21 protein-coding genes and 1 other RNA gene are annotated in these 18,264 nt (G+C 70.2%); 12 read left to right on the plus strand and 10 right to left on the minus strand.

Annotated features, from left to right (window positions below):
• From ACFOD9_RS05910 to ACFOD9_RS05920, 3 genes are all read right to left on the minus strand, one after another.
• On the minus strand, positions 1 to 281 hold a 281-nt coding region (locus ACFOD9_RS05910; RefSeq protein WP_379509170.1), incomplete at its 3' end, for a sigma-70 factor domain-containing protein.
• Between the two features lie 93 nt (positions 282 to 374).
• Positions 375 to 1,343 carry an RluA family pseudouridine synthase gene (locus tag ACFOD9_RS05915; RefSeq protein WP_379509171.1) on the minus strand — a complete coding sequence of 323 codons (969 nt, stop codon included), beginning with the start codon at positions 1,341 to 1,343 and terminating at the stop codon, positions 375 to 377.
• Between the two features lie 135 nt (positions 1,344 to 1,478).
• On the minus strand, positions 1,479 to 1,766 hold the full coding sequence (locus tag ACFOD9_RS05920) for a GIY-YIG nuclease family protein (RefSeq protein ID WP_379509172.1): 288 nt from the start codon (positions 1,764 to 1,766) through the stop codon (positions 1,479 to 1,481).
• Positions 1,767 to 1,891: 125 nt separating this feature from the next.
• Between ACFOD9_RS05920 and ACFOD9_RS05925 the strand changes: the two genes are divergently transcribed.
• The 5 genes from ACFOD9_RS05925 to ACFOD9_RS05945 all read left to right on the plus strand — a co-directional run bounded on the left by ACFOD9_RS05925 (position 1,892) and on the right by ACFOD9_RS05945 (position 4,869).
• On the plus strand, positions 1,892 to 2,269 hold the full coding sequence (locus ACFOD9_RS05925; protein WP_379509173.1) for a M67 family metallopeptidase: 378 nt from the start codon (positions 1,892 to 1,894) through the stop codon (positions 2,267 to 2,269).
• A 121-nt stretch (positions 2,270 to 2,390) separates the two neighbouring features.
• Complete coding sequence (locus ACFOD9_RS05930) at positions 2,391 to 3,032, plus strand: histidine phosphotransferase family protein (protein ID WP_379509946.1); 642 nt, start codon at positions 2,391 to 2,393, stop codon at positions 3,030 to 3,032.
• Between the two features lie 10 nt (positions 3,033 to 3,042).
• Complete coding sequence (locus tag ACFOD9_RS05935; RefSeq protein ID WP_379509174.1) at positions 3,043 to 3,753, plus strand: N-acetylmuramoyl-L-alanine amidase; 711 nt, start codon at positions 3,043 to 3,045, stop codon at positions 3,751 to 3,753.
• A 22-nt stretch (positions 3,754 to 3,775) separates the two neighbouring features.
• Positions 3,776 to 4,208: RNase P RNA component class A (gene rnpB, locus ACFOD9_RS05940), an RNA gene on the plus strand.
• A gap of 133 nt (positions 4,209 to 4,341) precedes the next feature.
• Entirely contained in the window at positions 4,342 to 4,869 is a 528-nt protein-coding gene (locus tag ACFOD9_RS05945) for a hypothetical protein (protein ID WP_379509175.1), read from the plus strand.
• Between the two features lie 35 nt (positions 4,870 to 4,904).
• Here the strand turns inward: ACFOD9_RS05945 and ACFOD9_RS05950 are convergent, their stop codons facing one another.
• Positions 4,905 to 5,798, minus strand: a complete 894-nt coding sequence (locus ACFOD9_RS05950) for an MBL fold metallo-hydrolase (RefSeq protein WP_379509176.1) — start codon at positions 5,796 to 5,798, stop codon at positions 4,905 to 4,907.
• Between the two features lie 108 nt (positions 5,799 to 5,906).
• Here ACFOD9_RS05950 and ACFOD9_RS05955 point away from each other — a divergent pair, with 108 nt between their 5' ends.
• Both ACFOD9_RS05955 and ACFOD9_RS05960 read left to right on the plus strand, forming a co-directional pair.
• A complete protein-coding gene (locus ACFOD9_RS05955) occupies positions 5,907 to 6,419 on the plus strand; it encodes a rhodanese family protein (protein ID WP_379509177.1) in 513 nt (170 codons plus the stop codon).
• Between the two features lie 4 nt (positions 6,420 to 6,423).
• The gene (locus ACFOD9_RS05960; protein ID WP_379509178.1) at positions 6,424 to 7,206 is read left to right on the plus strand and encodes a sulfite exporter TauE/SafE family protein; all 783 of its coding nucleotides are present in this window, start codon (positions 6,424 to 6,426) and stop codon (positions 7,204 to 7,206) included.
• A gap of 23 nt (positions 7,207 to 7,229) precedes the next feature.
• Here the strand turns inward: ACFOD9_RS05960 and ACFOD9_RS05965 are convergent, their stop codons facing one another.
• The 3 genes from ACFOD9_RS05965 to ACFOD9_RS05975 are packed head-to-tail and all read right to left on the minus strand — an operon-like array spanning position 7,230 to position 9,770.
• The gene (locus tag ACFOD9_RS05965; protein WP_379509179.1) at positions 7,230 to 7,643 is read right to left on the minus strand and encodes a GFA family protein; all 414 of its coding nucleotides are present in this window, start codon (positions 7,641 to 7,643) and stop codon (positions 7,230 to 7,232) included.
• 19 nt (positions 7,644 to 7,662) lie between these two features.
• The gene (locus tag ACFOD9_RS05970) at positions 7,663 to 8,973 is read right to left on the minus strand and encodes a UDP-glucose dehydrogenase family protein (protein WP_379509180.1); all 1,311 of its coding nucleotides are present in this window, start codon (positions 8,971 to 8,973) and stop codon (positions 7,663 to 7,665) included.
• Positions 8,970 to 9,770 carry a metallophosphoesterase gene (locus ACFOD9_RS05975; protein ID WP_379509181.1) on the minus strand — a complete coding sequence of 267 codons (801 nt, stop codon included), beginning with the start codon at positions 9,768 to 9,770 and terminating at the stop codon, positions 8,970 to 8,972. The genes ACFOD9_RS05970 and ACFOD9_RS05975 overlap by 4 nt, the downstream gene beginning before the upstream one ends.
• A gap of 174 nt (positions 9,771 to 9,944) precedes the next feature.
• On the opposite strand from ACFOD9_RS05975, the gene ACFOD9_RS05980 reads away from it, so the two are divergent.
• Both ACFOD9_RS05980 and ACFOD9_RS05985 read left to right on the plus strand, forming a co-directional pair.
• Positions 9,945 to 10,694, plus strand: a complete 750-nt coding sequence (locus ACFOD9_RS05980; RefSeq protein WP_379509182.1) for a TorF family putative porin — start codon at positions 9,945 to 9,947, stop codon at positions 10,692 to 10,694.
• 26 nt (positions 10,695 to 10,720) lie between these two features.
• Positions 10,721 to 11,161, plus strand: coding sequence for a VOC family protein (locus ACFOD9_RS05985; protein ID WP_379509183.1), 441 nt, complete (start codon positions 10,721 to 10,723; stop codon positions 11,159 to 11,161).
• Here the strand turns inward: ACFOD9_RS05985 and nhaA are convergent, their stop codons facing one another.
• The gene (gene nhaA / locus ACFOD9_RS05990) at positions 11,162 to 12,352 is read right to left on the minus strand and encodes a Na+/H+ antiporter NhaA (RefSeq protein ID WP_379509184.1); all 1,191 of its coding nucleotides are present in this window, start codon (positions 12,350 to 12,352) and stop codon (positions 11,162 to 11,164) included. It lies immediately after the preceding gene.
• A gap of 90 nt (positions 12,353 to 12,442) precedes the next feature.
• Here nhaA and ACFOD9_RS05995 point away from each other — a divergent pair, with 90 nt between their 5' ends.
• The gene (locus ACFOD9_RS05995) at positions 12,443 to 13,924 is read left to right on the plus strand and encodes a glycosyl transferase family protein (protein WP_379509185.1); all 1,482 of its coding nucleotides are present in this window, start codon (positions 12,443 to 12,445) and stop codon (positions 13,922 to 13,924) included.
• Entirely contained in the window at positions 13,924 to 15,102 is a 1,179-nt protein-coding gene (locus ACFOD9_RS06000; RefSeq protein ID WP_379509186.1) for a hypothetical protein, read from the plus strand. Before ACFOD9_RS05995 ends, ACFOD9_RS06000 begins: the two co-directional genes overlap by 1 nt.
• Here the strand turns inward: ACFOD9_RS06000 and ygfZ are convergent.
• Positions 15,099 to 15,836 (minus strand): CAF17-like 4Fe-4S cluster assembly/insertion protein YgfZ, encoded by a 738-nt coding sequence (gene ygfZ / locus ACFOD9_RS06005; protein WP_379509187.1) that lies wholly within the window; start codon positions 15,834 to 15,836, stop codon positions 15,099 to 15,101. The genes ACFOD9_RS06000 and ygfZ overlap by 4 nt on opposite strands.
• Positions 15,837 to 16,030: 194 nt before the next feature.
• Here ygfZ and ACFOD9_RS06010 point away from each other — a divergent pair, with 194 nt between their 5' ends.
• Positions 16,031 to 16,732 (plus strand): hypothetical protein, encoded by a 702-nt coding sequence (locus tag ACFOD9_RS06010; RefSeq protein WP_379509188.1) that lies wholly within the window; start codon positions 16,031 to 16,033, stop codon positions 16,730 to 16,732.
• A gap of 12 nt (positions 16,733 to 16,744) precedes the next feature.
• Here ACFOD9_RS06010 and ACFOD9_RS06015 read toward each other — a convergent pair whose 3' ends face one another.
• A complete protein-coding gene (locus ACFOD9_RS06015; RefSeq protein ID WP_379509189.1) occupies positions 16,745 to 18,157 on the minus strand; it encodes a succinylglutamate-semialdehyde dehydrogenase in 1,413 nt (470 codons plus the stop codon).
• Between the last annotated feature and the right edge of the window lie 107 nt (positions 18,158 to 18,264).

Below are 18,264 nucleotides of genomic sequence, written 5' to 3' on the forward strand. Positions count from 1 at the left end.
TTGACGCCCTGCATCAGGCCGATGTTGCCCTCGCTGATCAGCTCGGACACCGGCAGGCCATAGCCGCGATAGCCCATGGCGATCTTGGCGACGAGCCGCAGGTGGCTGGTCACCAGCTGGGCGGCGGCATCGGTGTCTCCATGTTCGGAGAACCGCTTGGCCAGCATATATTCCTGTTCCGCGGTCAGCACCGGGAACTTGCGGATTTCCGACAGGTAGCGGTTGAGGCTGGCCTCGCCGCCCAGTGCCGGAACCACCGGAAGATTGCGTTGCTTACTCACTGTACCAACCCGTCCTTTCCGTGTCGGCCGGAGGGGTCGACCCTAGCAGGCATCGACGGTTCCGGCCACCTTTCGGGGCAATGGAAAACATGATCACTCTGATCGGTTACTGCCGAGTTGCCGCAGCAGTTCCCGCATATCCGAAGGGACAGAGCTGGTGAACCGCAGGGGCGTGCCGGTAACCGGATGGATGAACCCCAGTGTGGCGGCATGAAGCGCCTGCCGCTGGAAGCCGAGCTTGCCGAGAAGGGGGCGCAATCGCGAAGGTGTGCGTCCATAGACCGGATCGCCCAGTAGCGCATGGCCGATTGACGCAAGGTGAACGCGCACCTGGTGGGTTCGCCCGGTCTCCAGCCGGCACTCGACCAGCGCCGCAGGGCCAAGCCCTTCGAGCACCTTGTAATGGGTGACCGCGTGCTTGCCGCGATTGTCGCCCACCAGCGCCATCTTCTTGCGGTTGGAATCCGACCGCCCGATGTTGCCGCGCACCGTGCCCGCAAGGGGCGATGGCACCCCGGCGGTGATCGCCAGGTAGGCCCGCTCGATCGAATGGTCGGCAAATTGCCGGGCCAGCCCCTCGTGCGCGGCATCGCTCTTGGCCACCACCAGCAGGCCGCTGGTATCCTTGTCGATCCGGTGGACGATCCCGGGCCGCGCCACCCCGCCGATGCCGGAAAGCTGGCCCCCGCCATTCTGGGCACAGTGATGGAGCAGGGCGTTGACCAGCGTGCCATCGAGATTGCCGGCGGCCGGATGGACCACCAGCCCGGCCGGCTTGTCGACCACCACCAGGTGTTCGTCCTCGAACACGATGGCCAGCGGAATGTCCTGGGCGGCGGCCTCGGCCGGCACTGCCTCGGGCACGGTAATGGCAAAGGCGGTGCCGGCATCGGGCTTGAGCGAGGCCTGCGAAACGACCTTGCCCCCCAGCGTGATCCGGCCCTCGCCGAGCAGGGCTTTCACCCGCTCGCGGCTCAGTCCGGTCGCGTCCGCCAGCGCCCGGTCGAGCCGCTGCCCGCCGGTGGCGATCACGCCATCAAGAATGCTGTCCTGTCCCCCCATTGTTCCGGCCATATGGGGAGGTTTCCGGAGCGCGCAAGTGGCGCGAATGTCACAGTCCGGCGCCGGAAATTCGGGTCTAGCCAAGTTCCGCTCGGCCTGAGCCTGTCGAAGGCCCACGAGCCACGCCTCCCCCAATCATGGCCCCGAACGCGACTTTGCCAAGTCGGAAATCCGCTGCCAGTCCCCCGCGACCAGCGCCTCCTTCTTCGCCCGGCTCCATCCCTTGAGCTTGCGCTCGGCGGCAAAGGCATCATCGCGCGTCTGGAAGCTGTCCGACCAGATCAATGCCACCGGCCGCCGCTTCGCCGTGTACCCGCCAAGCGCACCGGTTGCGTGCTGGGCCATGCGCTGCTCCAGATCGTCGGTATGCCCAGCGTAGTAGGATCCGTCGGCGCAGCGCAGGAGGTAGGCATAGAAGGCCATGGGGCAGGGGATATGCCGCGCGTGGGCCTTCGACAAGCTCAGGCCGAGCGGAGGACGGAATCCGATTTTGACTCCGCTCAGGCTGAGCTTGTCGAAGCCCCCTGCGACGAGCACATTGGCCGCCCATGCCCCTCTCCCTCGCCCCCGCCGCCGCACAGGCCATGCTCGCCGCCGCCCGCGCCGCGCACCCGCGCGAAGCCTGCGGGTTGCTGCTGGGCGAGGGCGCGCGCATCCTTGCCGCCACCCGGGCCGCCAATGTCCACCCCGAACCCCTGCGCCATTTCGAGATCGATCCTGTCGCGCTCATTGCCGCCCACAAGGCCGCGCGGGGTGGCGGGCCGCAGGTGCTGGGCTACTGGCATTCCCACCCCAATGGCCTGGCGCGGCCCTCCGATACCGACCGCGCCCATGCCTGTGGCGATGGCCGGGCCTGGGCAATCGTCGCAAATGGAGCGATCAGCCTGTGGGTTGACGGGCCGAACGGTTTCGCGGCGCTTTCCTAGTCGGCAGAGGGCGGTTAAGGCGGGCAGGCAGGGCGGGAAGCCGCACCCCCGCGAAGGGGGCGCAATTCGGCCCTTGAACCGTGTCAACTTCGTCAACTTGTTCAGCAGGGCCGTACTCCAGATGAATGATGCCTCGCTCGATCTGGCCGCTCTGCTCTGTTCGCGCCTGTGTCACGATATGCTCAGCCCCGTGGGGGCGCTCAGCAACGGCCTGGAACTGCTGGCCGACGAAAAGGACGCCGATATGCGCGGCCGCATCGTCGACCTGCTCGAACAGAGCGCCAAGGCCAGCGCCGACAAGCTCAAGTTCTTCCGTCTTGCCTTCGGCGCCGCCGGCGGCTTCGGCGACATGGTCCCGGTCGATGAGGCGCGCGGCGTGATCGATGCGCTGGTCGGCAACAACGGCCGGATCGAGGCGCGCTGGGCGATGGATGGCGGGATGCTGCCCAAGCCGGCGATCAAGACGCTGCTCAACCTCGCGCTGATCGGGATCGAGGCGCTGGTGCGCGGTGGCACGCTCGATCTGGGGGCCGAACTGAGGGAAGGCGAAAGCGAGATCGTGGTGCGCGCCGCCGGCCCGCGCCTCGCCTTCGATCCGCTGGTCGGCAAGGCGCTCCAGGGCACGCTCGCCCCGGCCGACCTGTCAAGCAAAACGGCGCCGGCCGCCATGCTGCGCCAGCTCGCCCGGGGGCTGGGCGGCGAAGTCCAGTCGATCCTCACCGAAGACGCGCTCCTGCTGGGCGCGGTCCTTCCGATCCGGTAGGCGGCCGGGCGTGGACCTTCGCCGCTGGCTCGTCCACCGCGAGGTCGCGTCGCCCAATTTCAACGCGCGCCGGGCGCCGGTCAGCATGGTGGTGCTGCACTATACCGGGATGCGAAGCGCGGCCGAGGCGCTGGAGCGGATGTGCGATCCGGCCGCCGAGGTTTCCGCCCATTACATGATCGACGAGGATGGCACGGTCACCCAGCTGGTCGACGAGGACCACCGCGCCTGGCACGCCGGAAAGTCGTGGTGGCGCGGGACGACCGACGTGAACTCGGCCAGCGTGGGGATCGAACTGGTCAACCCGGGCCACGAATTCGGCTACCGCCCCTTTCCCGAAGCCCAGATCGAGGCGCTGCTCCCGCTGCTCGCCGATATCGTCAAGCGCCACGACGTGCCGCGCGCCAACGTGGTGGGCCATTCCGACATTGCCCCGGCGCGCAAGCAGGATCCGGGCGAACTGTTCCCGTGGGAGCGCCTCGCGCGGCTGCGCCTGGCCCTGCCGGTCCCGGCGCTCAAGATGCGCCTGATGTTCGACAATCCCGGCGCCTTCACCCTCGCGCTCGAACGCTTCGGGTATGACATCACCGATGCCACGGCCGCCGTCCGCGCCTTCCAGCGCCGCTTCCGCCCGCGCCTGATCGATGGCGAGATCGACGGCGAATGCGGTGCCCTGCTGTTCGAACTCCTGCTCGAACGCGATCTTGGACGTGCGCGCTAGCGCGTGCTAGGGCGAGGCCGCGCCAGGGGGCCGGGCAGCCGCGTCCTTCGACAAGCTCAGGATGAGCGGGTTGGGGGACGAGGAAAGTCCGGGCTCCACGAAACAAGGGTGGCGGGTAACGCCCGCCGGCTCCGGAGCAATCCGGGGCAAGGGAAAGTGCCACAGAGAGCAGACCGCCGATGGGTCGCAAGACCACAGGCAAGGGTGAAAGGGTGCGGCAAGAGCGCACCGGGGTCTTGGCAACAAGGCCCGCATGGCAAACCCCACCCGGAGCAAGACCGAATAGGGGCGGCGCGTTCCTTCGGGGACAGGCGTGTTTCGCGCCGGACCGCCCGGGTTGGTCGCTTGAGCGTCGCAGCAATGCGCCGCCTAGAGGAATGGCTGCCCCCGCCGATACGGTCTCTCATGGGATACCGTCGGCGGGACAGAACCCGGCTTACAGGCTCCCTGGCGTTAGGATTTCGAGAATGGGCCAGCGCAGCGCGCGCAGCGAACAATCGGTGCGCCTTGTTTGCCGCCGGGCTAGGGTATAGTCCTTTTTCAACGCCAGGGGTCGCGCCAAACTGCGGATTTGAAAAGGAGAGGCTCTTGCTGTCCTACGTTCACGTCAGTTCGCTGGTGACCCAGATGCCGGCCGGATCGAATCAGTGGCAGGCCGTGGTCGATGCCCTGGTCGATATGTGGCTGCTCGACTACGGGTCCTATTCGCCCGGTGGCGAGGTGGTGGAAACCACCAACCAAGGGTTCTCCTACCTCTTCGACATTGCAGCACAGCGTCTGATCGCGGCCTGGGGCGTGAGCAGCGGCAAGAATACCGAGCCGCGCCCTGCCTCGCGCATGGCCGGCGCGCCATTGGGCGGGCCGGAAGGGTACCATCGCGGCCACGCCATCCCGCACACGCTGGGCGGAGGCACCGATATCAACCTCGTCCCGCAGGCAGGCTGGATCAACGTCGGCCCGTTCCGCCCACTGGAGAAGACGGCGGTAGCAACGCCAGGCGCGTTCTATTTCACGTACTGGACTTACCGCAGTGCCACTGGCCAGCGTCCGACGGGCGTTGAACAGGGCTTGCTCCAGCCAGGACAACCGGCCGAAGTGGTGCCGCACGGGAACTAGATTGAATCGGAATTTGGCGCGGCTGTTCCGGCGCTTCAATCCCCAATCGCGCGGTCGAGCGCGGGATCAAGGCGCGCCGGGATCAGCAGGTAGCGCGTGCCGTTGGGCGCGGCCGGCGGAAACCGGCCCGCACGCACGTTCACCTGGATCGAGGGCAGCAGCAGGCGCGGCGCGGCAAGCCCGGCATCGCGCTCCTGCCTGATGGCAACGAATGCCTCCTCGCTGACCTCGTCGGCCACCTGCACCGAGTGGTCGCGCTGCTCGCCGACCGTGGTCTCCCAGGCATAGTGGTCGCGCCCGGGTGCCTTGTAGTCGTGGCACATGAACAGGCGGGTCTCGCGCGGGAGCGCCAGCAGGCGGCGAATCGAGCGGTAGAGCGTGGCCGCATCGCCGCCGGGAAAGTCGGTCCGCGCCGTGCCGTAGTCGGGCATGAACAGGGTATCGCCCACGAAGACCGCGTCGCCCACCTTGTAGCTGACGTCGGCGGGGGTGTGGCCGGGCGTGGCGATCACCTCCACCTCCAGTTCGCCCAGGGCAAAGCGCTCCCCATCGGCGAACAGGCGGTCGAAATCGCCGCCGTCCGGCTTGAGATCGGCGATGGCGAAGATCGGGCGGAACACATCCTGGACCAGTCCGATCCGGTCGCCGATACCCAACTCGGCCCCGGTCCGTGCCTTGAGCCAGGGCGCGGCGGTCAGGTGATCGGCATGGGCATGGGTTTCGACGACCAGAACGATCTGCCAGCCCCCGGCCTCTGCCGCGGCCAGGATCGTATCGGCCGAGCGAGTCTCGATCCGGCCCGAGGCGGGCTCGAAGTCCAGAACCGGGTCGATCACCATGGCCTGGCGCGTGGCCGGATCGCCGACCAGGTAGCTGACGGTGAAGGTCGCCTCGTCGAAGAAGGCCTGGATGTAGGGCTGGGCGGGCATGAAATCCTCCTGTGCGGCCGTTGACTTTATATTCGTATAACCTAAATTAGCAAACAGTTATTGAAATGCGGGGCGGGAGGACCGCCCACAGTGCCAGGAGACTTGCCCGTGCCCACCACCCTAACACCTCACGAAGCGCGCCGCCGCATCGAAGCCGGCGCGCTGCTGGTTGATATCCGCGATCCGGACGAATATGCCCGTGTGCACATTCCCTGCGCGCGCAATGTTCCGCTCGCCCGGCTCGGACGTATCGAGGATGCGCCGGAAGTCATCTTTCATTGTCGCTCCGGGATGCGGACGACCGCAAGTGCCCAGGCCCTTGCCGCCTGTACCGACGCCCCGGTCTATCTCATGGAAGGCGGCCTCGATGCCTGGCGCCGGGCCGGGCTCGATTGCCGCGTCGATCGCGGGCAGCCGCTGGAGATCATGCGCCAGGTGCAGATCGGAGCCGGCACCCTTGCGCTTCTCGGAGTCTTGCTCGGCCTGACCGTGTCGCCGGCCGGATTCGGCCTGTCGGCCTTCGTGGGGGCGGGGCTGCTCGTGGCCGGCCTGACCGGCTGGTGCGGCATGGCCCGCCTGCTGGCCTTGATGCCATGGAACCGCCGGGGCCTGTCGGGGTGAGCCGATGGACCCGCAGATGATCGCCGCAGGGCTCGCCGCCGGCGCGGCGATCGGTCTTGTCCTCGGCCTGGTGGGCGGCGGCGGGTCGATCATCGCCGTGCCGCTGCTGGTCTACCTGGTCGGCGTGGCCTCGCCCCATGCGGCGATCGGCACGGCGGCCGTCGCGGTCGCGCTCAACGCGCTGGCGGGGCTGGCCGGCCATGCTCGGGCGGGCACGGTCAAGTGGCCCTGTGCGCTCACCTTTTCGCTGGCCGGGGTGGCGGGGGCCACCATGGGCGCGCACCTGGGCAAGGCGATGGACGGCCAGCGCCTGCTGGCCCTGTTCGGGGCGATGATGGTGGTGGTGGGCCTGGCCATGCTGCGCCCGCGCCGGTCGCCCGAAAATCCCGACGTCCGCCTGACCCGGGCCAGTGCCGGCAGCCTGCTGCCCCGGCTGGTCCCGGCCGGGCTGGGCGTGGGGTTGCTGGCCGGGTTCTTCGGGATCGGCGGCGGCTTCCTGATCGTGCCGGCGCTGATCGCGGCCACGGGGATGCCGCTGCGAAGCGCGGTCGGCACCTCGCTGGTTTCGGTCGCGGCGCTGGGGCTGACGACCGCCGCCTCCTATGCCCTCTCGGGCTATGTCGAATGGGGGCTGGTGGCCCTGCTGGTGGCCGGCGGCCTCGCCGGCGCGCTCATCGGGATTGCCGCGGGCAAGCGGCTGGCCGGCGCCAAGCGGGCGATGGAAATCGGCTTCGCCCTGCTGGTCGTGGCGGTCGGCGCCTACGTGGTGGTGCGCGGGCTGGGCTGAAGCCATCGGCGCCGCCGCGCTCCTCAGCCGCGCGAGGGGACGGTCTGGAACACCGGCACGCCTTCCGGGCAGGCGTGGTAGACCTGCTTCTCGCCGGCGAAGATCACCGAATCGGCCTGGCCGAACAGGGCCGGATCATCGAGCGTCCCGGCCTTGACGATGACCGCGCCCGGCACCTGGGGCGAGCGGCTGAGCAGCGGGGTGCCGCAATCGCGGCAGAACTCGCGCGTCACCGGGGCGGCGATGTCGGAGCGGGTGAAGCGGCCCGGCTCGCCCCGGGTATAGGCAAAGGCGCTTTGCGGCACGACCGCCGCCACCGTGCCCGCGCCGCCCGAGGCGTGCTGGCACTCGCGGCAATAGCACAGCATCTTCATCAGGAATTCGCCCGAGAGGTGATAGCGCACCGCCCCGCAATAGCATCCGCCATCTGCTTCCATGGTTCCTGCTCCCTTTGCGTCAGACCCGCCCGACGCTGCTGTAGGCAAAGCCCTTGGCGCGCACTTCGTCGGGCCGGTAGACGTTGCGAAGATCGACCAGCACCGGCGCCCTCGCCAGGGTCTTCACCCGGTCGAGGTCCAGGGCGCGGAAGGCGTCCCATTCGGTGACGAGGGCCACGGCATCGGCGCCGGTCACCGCCTCGTAGGTGCTTTGGGCCATGGCCACGCCGGGCATCAGCGGGGCGGCCATGTCCATGCCTTCCGGATCATAGGCGACCACGTCCACGCCGGCATCCTGCAAGGTCTGGGCAATGGCGATCGAGGGGGCGTCGCGCATATCGTCGGTGTTGGGCTTGAAGGTCAGGCCGAGCAGGGCAACCTTCTTGCCGCGCGCCGCCTCCGCGCCGCCCAGCGCTTCGAGCACCTTGCGGCCCATCGCGCGCTTGCGGGTTTCATTCACCTTGGCCACGGCCTCCACGATCCGCAGCGGGCTGTCGTAGTCCTCCGCCGTCTTGAGCAAGGCCAGCGTGTCCTTGGGGAAGCACGAGCCGCCATAGCCGGGGCCGGGGTGGAGGAACTTGGCGCCGATGCGGTTGTCGAGGCCGATCCCGCGCGCCACGTCCTGCACGTCGCCGCCCACCTTCTCGCACAGGTCGGCGATCTCGTTGATGAAGGTGATCTTGGTGGCGAGGAAGGCGTTGGCCGCGTACTTGATCATCTCGGAGGAACGGCGGCTGGTGAACAGCAGCGGCGCCTGGTTGAGGAACAGCGGGCGGTAGACCTCGCGCATCACCTCGCGGCCGAATTCGTCCTCGGCGCCGATCACGATCCGGTCGGGGCGCTTGAAATCGCCGATCGCCGCGCCCTCGCGCAGGAATTCGGGGTTGGAGACGACCGAGACCCGGTGCGGCAGCCCGGCTGCGCCGATGATCCGCTCCACCTCGTCGCCGGTGCCGACCGGCACGGTCGACTTGGTGACCACGACCGCCGGGTTCTTCAGGTTCTCCGCGATTTCCTGCGCCACGGCATAGACATAGGACAGGTCGGCATGGCCATCGCCGCGCCGGCTGGGGGTGCCCACCGCGATGAAGATCGCCTGGGCGCCGTCGATCCCCTCGGCCAGCGAGGTGGTGAACGAGAGGCGCCCGGCCTTGACGTTGCTGGACACCAGTTCGGCCAGCCCCGGCTCGTAGATCGGCATGACCCCGGCATCGAGGCGCTCGATCTTGCCCGGGTCCTTGTCGATGCAGACCACGTCGTGGCCGAAATCGGCCAGGCACGCCCCCGAGACCAGGCCGACATAGCCCGATCCGACCATCGCGATCTTCATGCAATACTCCGTGTGTGAATGGCGATGCGACCCGCCTCCTCGCGCGCCTCGATCAGGCGGCGGGTGGTGCCCTCAAGCGCGAGGGCGGTGAGACGGCCCGAGAAATAGGCGCCGGTATCGATGCCGATCCGGTTGGGCAGGACTTCGGCCTCGTCGGTGATGGTGTGGCCGTGGACCACGATGGCCCCGTGATCGCCGGGATGGCTGAGGAACGGCTCGCGAATCCAGCGCAGGTCCCCCTGCCGCTGCCGCTCGATCGGCACGTCCGGCATGATGCCGGCATGGACGAACAGATAGTCGCCCAGGCGGATCCAGTCCTCGAACCCGGCGAGGAAGGCGAGGTCGGCCGGTGGGATCGCCTCGGCCATCAGCCCCTGAACCTCTTCGAAGCTGGCCGCCTGGAAGGCCTCGGCGTTCACCGGGTAGGATAACAGGGTCTCGCGCCCGCCGTGCTTGAGAAAGGTGCGGAGCACGTCGACACTGCCGAGCGATTGGAGCAGCATTTCCTCGTGGTTGCCGGCAATGAACCGCACCGGCCGCCGCCCGGCCCATTCGCGCGCCAGGGCGATCACGCGAGCGCTGTCCGGCCCGCGATCGACCAGGTCGCCCAGCAGGATCACGGTGGTTTGCGCCGGACCGGCGGCGGCGTCATCGGCCTCGATCGCGGCGATCAGCGGCTCCAGCAGGTCGGCACGGCCGTGGATGTCGCCCAGCGCATAGGCCCGCTGGCCCGCGGGAACGGCGGCGCTCCGGCGCTCCGGCTGGGCGCGCAGCAAGGTCTTGAGGGCGTTCAGCATGAAAATGGGCAGCTTGGCGGTCGGGCGTTGCGGTGCGGTATAGGGAGCCAAGGCCAAGCGCACAACCGCCCGGGTGGAACTGCGTAGGGCGGCGACGGCTGGCGGCAACCACGCGGGCTTGTGCGGCGCGGCGCTCAGGCTAGACAGGCGCCGATGCACCATTGGAACTCCGCGATGAACCGCCTTGCCTGCCTGCTCCTTCCCACTCTGCTCGCGCCCGCCGCCGCCATGGCCCAGGACGTGCCCGAGAGCGCGGCGCTCACCTGGTCGGGCAATGTCGCGCTGGTCAGCGACTACCGGTTTCGCGGCGTTTCGCAGTCGGGCGGGGATGCGGCGGTGCAGGGCGGGATCACCGCCACCCACCAGAGCGGAATCTATGCCGCGGTCTGGTCAAGCTCGATCGATTTCTCCAGGCTGGGGGCGAGCGCGGTCTATGGCAGCCAGGAACTGGACCTCACCGCCGGCTGGAGCCGCGAGATCGCCTCGGGGCTGACCGCCGACCTGGGGCTGGGCTTCTATGCCTATCCCGGCGGCCACCTGGGCAAGGCCGATTTTTTCGAAACCTATGGCTCGCTCGCCACCACCTATGGCCCGGCGCGGCTCAAGCTGGGGGTCAACTATGCCTGGCCGCAGGATAGCCTGGCGGGCCGGCACAATGTCTACCTCTATGGCAGCGCCGATGCGGCAATCCCCTCCACCCCGCTGACCCTCAACGCCCGGTTGGGCTGGCAGGACGGCGCGCTGGCCGGGGCGTGGCTGGCCAGCGGCGGCGCACAGCGCCACGGGTGGGACTGGTCGGTGGGCGCCAGCGCCACGGTGCTGGGCCGGTTGACCCTGGGGGCCAGCTATGTCGGCACCAGCGGACCGTCGCTGCCCGGAGTGACCGACGACCAGCTGGTCGGCACCCTCTCGGTCGCCTTCTGATCCCCCGCCATCCCGGAAAGCCTGCCATGATCCACTACCTGCACACCATGATCCGCGTGACCGATCCCGAGGCCACCGTGCGCTTCTTCCAGCTGATCGGGCTGGAGGAAGTGCGCCGCAACGATAACCCGAAGGGCCGCTTCACCCTGATCTTCCTCGCCGCGCCGGGCCAGGCCGGGCAGGCCGAGGTGGAACTGACCTGGAACTGGCCGCCGGAAGATGGCTCCGCGCCCGAGGCCTACACCGGCGGGCGCAATTTCGGGCACCTCGCTTACCGGGTGGATAATATCTATGAAGCCTGCCAGCGCCTGATGGATGGCGGGGTGACGATCAACCGCCCTCCGCGCGATGGCTACATGGCCTTCGTTCGCACGCCCGACGGGATCTCCGTGGAACTGCTCCAGGCCGGTGAGCGGCTGGCCCCGGCCGAGCCCTGGGCCTCGCTGCCCAACGTGGGCGCCTGGTGATCAGCGCGGCCGGCTGAACCGCAGCAGGCCGTAGCCGAGCAGGGCCGACAGCGCCGATCCGCCCAGGATGCCCAGCCTGGCCTGTTCGACCAGCGCCGGCGCGGCGGGGAAGGCGAGCGTGGCGATGAACAGGCTCATGGTGAAGCCGATCCCGCACAGCGCGGCCAGTCCCCAGAGCTGAAGCCAGCTTGCCCCCGCCGGCAGGGCGGCAAGGCCGGTGGCGCGGGCCAGCGCCAGCGCGCCGAGCACGCCCGCCTGCTTGCCCAGGAACAGGCCCGCGCCCACCGCCAATGGCAGGGAGGAAAGCGGCCCGGCCATGCCCGTGGCCGACAGGGCCACCCCGGCATTGGCCAGGCCGAACAAGGGCACGATCAGGTAGGCGCTCCACGGCGCCAGCCCATGCTCGAAGCGCAGGAGCAGGCTGTCGCCCCGCCAGCGGCCGGGCCTGAGCGGCACGGTGAAGGCGGCGAGCACCCCGGCCACCGTCGCATGGACGCCCGAACACAGCGTGCAATACCATAGAACCGCGCCCAGCAGGGCAAAGGGCAGGGCGTGATCCACCCTGAGCCGGCCGATCAGCGCCATCAGCGCCAGAACCCCCGCCGCGCCCAGCAGCCAGCCGGGCTGGATCGCGGGGGTATAGGCGAGCGCGATGATCGCCACGGCGCCAAGATCGTCGACGATCGCCACGGTCAACAACAGCAGCCGCAGCGCGGGCGGAACATGGCGCCCGGCCAGCGCCAGCACGCCCACGGCAAAGGCGATGTCGGTGGCGGCGGGAATTGCCCAGCCGGCGCCAAGCCCCGGCGTGCCGCCCGCCAGCGCGAGATAGACCAGCGCCGGCATGGCCATGCCCGCCCCGGCCACCAGCACCGGCAGGCGCCGCCGCGCCGCCGTGGCCAGTTCGCCATCCAGCACCTCGCGCTTGATTTCGAGGCCGACGACGAAAAAGAACACTGCCATCAAGGCATCGTTGATCCACAGGTCCAGCGTGGCGAGCCTGGGGATCGGGCTGAACGGCAGGGGTGCGGCAAACAGCGCGTGGTAGCCATGGGCCAGTGGCGAATTGGCCAGGGCCAGCGCCGCCGCCGCCGCCGCGATCAGCAATAGCCCGGCCCCGGCCTCGCCACCCGCCAGAACCATCAGCCGGGTCGCGCTGCGCGAAAGAATATGCCGGCGGTGCCTGATCATCGTGCCGTCATGGTGGAGGCGTTAAGGGTTTGCAAGGAGTCTGCAATGGATTACGGTCCGCTCTAGGGGTTTTTACAGGGGGTTGGTGGCATGGCCTTTGCGGCCCATGCATTGGTGACGGTTCCGCTGGCCGCGGCTGCCTTCGCCGTGGGCGCGCTGCCGTGGCTGCAAGTCGTCCAGTACGAGCTCACCCTGTTCGCGGGCTTCTGGTTCGTGGTCGGCATGGCCGACGAGATGGCGGTCGATGCCGTCTGGGGCTGGCTGCTGTTGCGCGGCCGGGTCCGCTCGCCGCGCCTCGCCGATGGCCTCGCCCGGCGCGAGCTGGCCGGGATCGCGGCGGTGTTCATCCCCACCTGGCAGGAAGCCGGCGTGATCGGGGCCACCGTCGCCCATGCGCTTGAAGCCTGGCCTCAGGCGAACCTCAGGCTCTATGTCGGCTGCTACCGCAACGATCCGGACACGGTGGCGGCGGTCATGGCGGCGGCGGGCGGCGATTCCCGGCTGCGGCTGGTGGTCCATGACCGCGATGGCCCGACGACCAAGGCCGATTGCCTCAACCGGCTTTACGGCGCGCTGTGCGAGGATGAACTGCGCCAGGGCCAGCGCGCCCGCTCGGTCGTGCTCCACGATGCCGAGGACATGGTGCATCCCGCCGCCCTGTTCGTGCTCGATGCCGCGCTGCACGAGGCCAGCTTCGTCCAGTTGCCGGTGCGTCCCGAACCGCAGCGCGGCTCGCGCTGGGTGGCCGGGCACTATGGCGACGAGTTCACCGAAAGCCATGCCAAGGCGATGGTGGTGCGCGATGCGCTGGGCGCCGCGCTGCCGGCCGCGGGCGTGGGCTGCGCGATCGCCCGCAACGTGCTCACGGACCTGGCGCGCGAGCGCAAGAGCGAACTGGCCCGCGAGCAGGGGGTGATCCTCACCCGACAGGCTGGCCCCTTCGCCTCCGAATGCCTGACCGAGGATTACGAGATGGGCTGGCGGATCGCGCGCGGCGGCCATGTCGCCCGGTTCCTGCGCCTGCGCGATGGCGAGGGGCAGCTGATCGCCACCCGCTCCTACTTTCCCGCCACGATCGATGCGGCGGTGCGCCAGAAGGCGCGCTGGGTCCATGGCATCGCCTTCCAGGGCTGGGACCGGCTGGGCTGGGGCGGCCGCGCGGTCGACCTGTGGATGGCCGCGCGCGACCGGCGCGGGCCGCTGGTCGCGCTGGTCCTGTTCGTCGCCTATGTGCTGGTGGTGACCGGCGGGGTGCTGGCCGCGGCGGAAGTGGCCGGGCTGGTCCGGCCCCTGCCGCAGCCGCCCGAGCTCAGGGCGCTGATCGTGCTGTGCCTGGCCGGGCTGTGCTGGCGCATGGCCATGCGCTTCGTGTTCACCGCCCGCGAATATGGCGCGAAGGAGGGGCTGCTGGCGGTTCTGCGGATCCCGGTGGCCAATATCATCGCCATCGTTGCCGGGCGGCGCGCCATCACCGCCTATGTGCAAAGCCTTGCCGGCAGCGCGGTGCGCTGGGAAAAGACCGCGCATCACGGCCACCCGGCCCTGCGCCTGCCCACCACGGCCAGCGCCTGATGGCCCATGGCCGCGCCCGGGGCCAGCCGCTGCTGGTGTTGGCCGTGCTGCTGTCCGGCTGGATCGGCGCGCGGGCGCTGGCCTGGAACCTGCTGCCCGACGCGCCGGAATATGCCGTGGTGGCGGCCGTGCCCGACGCGGCGCCGGCCCAGCCCGCGCACCTTGCCGAACCCGCGCCGCACAAGCAGGCTCATGGCGCGAATCCGGTCGCGCAGGCGCCGGCCGCGCCCGCGCTCCTGCCGCCGGCCTGGCAGCGCGACGCCACGCCGCTGGCGCCGGTCGCCACGCCCGTGCCGGCCGTCCGCCCGCTTCCCGAACCAGTGCCGCTGGCTCCCGAAACGCTGGCCTCTGGAACACTGGCCGGCCCGGTCGCTCCCGCCTCTGCCGCCACCCGGCGCATGATGGCGGCCGGCGGCCACCAGATGCTGTGGCTGGCGGCGGCGGCCATGCTGCCGATGCCGGCCGATCTCGCCGCGCCGACCGTCCGCCGCCCCGGTCCGCGCGGGGCCGGCCTGCCGCGCTGGTCGGCCGATGGCTGGGTGTTCCTGCGGCGCGGCGGCGGCGATCCGATCACCTTCCCGCGGCTCAGCGGCGGCGGCAACTATGGCTCCAGCCAGATGGGCGCGGTCCTGCGCTACCGCATCGCGCCCGATAGCCCCCACCGCCCGGCGCTTTACCTGCGCGGCGCGGGCGCGCTCAACGGCACGCGCGAACAGGAGGTGGCGCTGGGCGCCTCGGCGCGCCTGATGCCGCGCCTTCCCGTGGCGGCCATGGCCGAACTGCGCGCCACCCGCGATGGCCAGGGGCTGTCCGCCCGCCCGGCCGTTGCGCTGGTCAGCGAACTCGCGCCGCAGACCTTGCCGCTGGGCTTCACCGGCGAGGCCTATGTCCAGGCCGGCTGGGTCGGCGGGCGTGCGGCCACGGCCTATGTCGATGGCCTGGTGCGGGCCGAGCGCGGGGTGATGACAGGGCACGGGCTGGACCTGCGCGCCGGTGCCGGCGCCTGGGGCGCGAAGCAGCGCGGCGCCGCCCGGCTCGATGTCGGCCCGGTCGCCAGCGTCAGGGTTTCACTGGGCGATACGACCAGCGCCCGCCTCGAGGCGGACTGGCGCTTCCGCATTGCCGGCCGCGCCCATCCCGGCTCCGGCCCCGCGCTGACGCTTTCCGCCGGCTTCTAGTTTTCCTCACCCGATCGCAGCCACGCAGGCAGCCATTCGGGCGCAACGTCGGCCACCCGCAGGTGATCGACCGCCAGCCCCAGTTCGGGATAGGCCATGCGCCGACGCTCGGGATCGGACCGGGCGAGGGGGACCACCAGCAGGCGGCGGGACACCTTCTGGCGCCAGTTCATCCGCGCGGTGTTTTCCTGGCCAACGTAGCAGCCCTTGGTGAAGCTCACCCCGTTCAGCTCGGCGGCATTGCATTCGAGCCACAGCGTCTGCCCGTCGCCCAGTTCGGCGCGGCCCTCGGTCACCCCCAGGCGCAGGCGGTGGGCCAGCCATTCGGCATCGGCGCTTTCGGCATCGTCGGCATCGAGCGGCGCCACCCAGCGCTCGCCCAGCGCGGCCATGCGCGGGTCGGACGAGGCGCCGTCGCCGATGTGGCCGCGCCAGTGCACGGCCACGTCCCGGTCCACCCCGATCGCGATCTTGCGGCGCAGCCGGTAGAGCGAGAGCCGCCGCACCAGCGCGTCGGCCGCATCGGCCTCGCAATCGAGCAGAAGGTCGGCGCCCGAAGGCCAGACGATGAAATCGAACAGCGCCTTGCCCTGCGGGGTCAGCAGGCCGCACCACACCGGGAGCAGCCCGGCCACGTCATGGGTGACCAGCCCCTGGAGAAAGCCGACCGCATCCTCGCCCGGTTCGGGGGAAAGCCGCACCACGGCGCGCGAGAACAGGCGGGTTGCACTCATGGGCGGGTCACTGCGCGATTTTCTGGGGCCATGGCAGGGCTTATGGCCGGGCAATGGCCGGCGCGGCAAGCCGGTTCCTTCACCGGGGCCGATTGGGGCAGGAGGTGAGCGCCGCCATGCCGGATTGGCGCGCGCCCGGCCGCTTGCTAGGACAGGCCATGGTTCACCCCCTTTCCGGTTGTGCCGCGCGCGGCATGGCGCTGCCCGCTCTGCTGCTGGCGGCGGCGCTGGCCGGTTGCTCGGGCGAAAAGCCGGCCGATCGCCGGGCCGACCAGGACCCGGCCGTGGCCGCCGCCCTGGCCGAGCAACTGATGACCGATCCCGATCTCGCCCGGATCAACCCCGAAAACCGCGTCCTGGCCGGCGGCGGCCCGCCGTCCGCGCGGATTCCGCTGGACGACCGTTCACCCCAGGCTCTGGCCCGCGCCCGCGCCGATGCCGCCCGGCTGGTCCCCCCGGCTCAGGCCGTGGCTCCGCCGGCGGCCGCCGCCCCGCTTGCGCCCGCCCGGCGCGACAGCCCGGCGCTGGCCGCCGTGGCCGCGCTCGGCCCCGGCGCGCGGGCCTGCGCGGGCAAGCTCGAACCCGGCTTCGCCTGGGCCGCGCGGCTGCCCGCGGCCATGCCGATCTACCCGCGCGGCCATGCCCAGCAGGCCGCCGGGACCGACCGCGATGGCTGCGGCTTGCGCGTGGTCAATTTCGTCAGCCCGGTGCCGGCGGCGGAGCTGGCCGGGTTCTACTGGGCCATGGCCCGCCGCGCCGGCCTTGCCCCGGACCATCGCCTTGCGGGCGCCGACCACGTGATCGCCGGGCGCGCGGGCCGGCGCGCGGGCGCGGCCATCATCCATGCGCGCGAGGATGGCCTCAGTGAAGTGGACCTCGTCACCAGCGGGCTGTGAGGCGCCGCCGGTTCAGCCTTCGGCCAGGCCCAGCCCGATCGTCGCGCGCGGCTGCTCCAGTTCGGCCGAGGCGACCGGGTAAGCGCAGAAATCCGCGGCATAGAACCCACCCGGGCGGTGATTGCCGGAAAGCCCGGTTCCCCCGAACGGCGCGCCCGGCGCAACCGCCGTGGTCGGCCGGTTCCAGTTGACCACGCCGGTGCGGACATTGGCCCAGAAACGGTTGTAATCCTGCGGCGATCCGCCGATCAGCGCGCTGACCAGGCCATACCGGGTGGCATTGGCCTCGGCGATGGCCGTGTCGAAATCGGGCACGCGGATCACCTGGAGCAGCGGGCCGAGCAGTTCGACATCGGGCCTCTCGGCCATGCCCGTGGTCTCGATGATCGCGGGCGAGAGGAACGGGCGACCGGGCACGGTGCGGACCATGTGCTTGATCGGCCGCCCACCGTTGGAGAGCAGGTAGACGAAGCTTTCGGTCAGCCCTTCGGCGGTGGCATTGTCGATCACCGGACCCATGAAGGGGGCCGGATCATCAAGCGGGCCGCCGACGATCAGCCGGTCCGCCAGGCGCTTCACTTCGCCCACCAGATCATCGAACAGGCTGTCGCGCACGATCAGGCGGCGGGCATTGGCGCATGATTGGCCCGACCAGGTGAAGGCCGATTGCACGATCAGCGCCGCCGCATCGGCCAGCTTGGGCGTGTCCCAGGCGACGATGGCATTGTTGCCGCCCATCTCCAGCGCCACCAGCTTGTTCGGCGTGGCGGCAAGCTTGCGATTGAGCGCGATGCCGTTGTGCGAGGAGCCGGTGAACAGCACCGCGTCCACCCCTTCGTGGAGCGCCAGCGCGAGGCCGGTGTCCGGCCCGCCCGGGCAGACCTGCACGGCATTGGCCGGAACCCCGGCACGGTGCAGGCAGCGCACCAGCACTTCGGCCGATGCCGGCACCTTCTCGCTGGGCTTGAGGATCACCGCATTGCCGGCGATCAGCGCCGGGATCAGGTGCGAGGCGGGCACGGCCAGCGGCGAGGAGGCGGGGCCAAGCACCACCACCACCCCGTGCGGCTTGTGGCGCAGGGCGCTGGTGCCCTGAAGTGCATTGTCGAGCCGGCGCTGGGCCGAGCGTTCGGCATAGCCGCGCACGGCCAGCTCCACCCGTTCGATCACCCCATCCACCTCGCCGCGCGCCAGCCACAGCGGCTGGCCGGTTTCGCGGGCGACCAGTTCGGCCAGGGCTTCGGCTTCCTTGCGAACCTCGTTGGCGAAGCGGCGGGTCAGCTCGATCCGGTTGGCCAGCGACTGGGCGGCCCATGACGGCCAGGCCCGGCGCGCCCGTTCAAGGCAATCGTCCACGTCGCCGGGCGGGCCGCGCCACAGCTCTTCCCCCGAGGCGGGGGCGATGGAAACGATCTGTTCGTTCATCGGGTGCGGTTTGCCATGGCTTGTCCGGCTGCGGATTCCCGGTCTTCATAGGGCCGCCGCAACCGATCTCACAATCCCATCGCCTCCGGAATGGCGAAGATTGCCGG

The sequence above is a fragment of the Novosphingobium bradum genome (genome assembly GCF_042646485.1).
GTDB classification, from domain to species: Bacteria; Pseudomonadota; Alphaproteobacteria; order Sphingomonadales; family Sphingomonadaceae; genus Novosphingobium; species Novosphingobium bradum.

Coding starts and splice junctions, on each gene's coding strand:
- ACFOD9_RS05915 (WP_379509171.1), bottom strand. CDS start 1,343: ATGGGGGGACAGGACAGCATTCTTGATGGCGTGATCGCCACCGGCGGG.
- ACFOD9_RS05920 (WP_379509172.1), bottom strand. CDS start 1,766: ATGGCCTTCTATGCCTACCTCCTGCGCTGCGCCGACGGATCCTACTAC.
- ACFOD9_RS05925 (WP_379509173.1), top strand. CDS start 1,892: ATGCCCCTCTCCCTCGCCCCCGCCGCCGCACAGGCCATGCTCGCCGCC.
- ACFOD9_RS05930 (WP_379509946.1), top strand. CDS start 2,391: ATGAATGATGCCTCGCTCGATCTGGCCGCTCTGCTCTGTTCGCGCCTG.
- ACFOD9_RS05950 (WP_379509176.1), bottom strand. CDS start 5,798: ATGCCCGCCCAGCCCTACATCCAGGCCTTCTTCGACGAGGCGACCTTC.
- ACFOD9_RS05960 (WP_379509178.1), top strand. CDS start 6,424: ATGGACCCGCAGATGATCGCCGCAGGGCTCGCCGCCGGCGCGGCGATC.
- ACFOD9_RS05965 (WP_379509179.1), bottom strand. CDS start 7,643: ATGGAAGCAGATGGCGGATGCTATTGCGGGGCGGTGCGCTATCACCTC.
- ACFOD9_RS05970 (WP_379509180.1), bottom strand. CDS start 8,973: ATGAAGATCGCGATGGTCGGATCGGGCTATGTCGGCCTGGTCTCGGGG.
- ACFOD9_RS05975 (WP_379509181.1), bottom strand. CDS start 9,770: ATGCTGAACGCCCTCAAGACCTTGCTGCGCGCCCAGCCGGAGCGCCGG.
- ACFOD9_RS05980 (WP_379509182.1), top strand. CDS start 9,945: ATGAACCGCCTTGCCTGCCTGCTCCTTCCCACTCTGCTCGCGCCCGCC.
- ACFOD9_RS05985 (WP_379509183.1), top strand. CDS start 10,721: ATGATCCACTACCTGCACACCATGATCCGCGTGACCGATCCCGAGGCC.
- nhaA (WP_379509184.1), bottom strand. CDS start 12,352: ATGATCAGGCACCGCCGGCATATTCTTTCGCGCAGCGCGACCCGGCTG.
- ACFOD9_RS05995 (WP_379509185.1), top strand. CDS start 12,443: ATGGCCTTTGCGGCCCATGCATTGGTGACGGTTCCGCTGGCCGCGGCT.
- ACFOD9_RS06000 (WP_379509186.1), top strand. CDS start 13,924: ATGGCCCATGGCCGCGCCCGGGGCCAGCCGCTGCTGGTGTTGGCCGTG.
- ygfZ (WP_379509187.1), bottom strand. CDS start 15,836: ATGAGTGCAACCCGCCTGTTCTCGCGCGCCGTGGTGCGGCTTTCCCCC.
- ACFOD9_RS06010 (WP_379509188.1), top strand. CDS start 16,031: ATGGCGCTGCCCGCTCTGCTGCTGGCGGCGGCGCTGGCCGGTTGCTCG.
- ACFOD9_RS06015 (WP_379509189.1), bottom strand. CDS start 18,157: ATGAACGAACAGATCGTTTCCATCGCCCCCGCCTCGGGGGAAGAGCTG.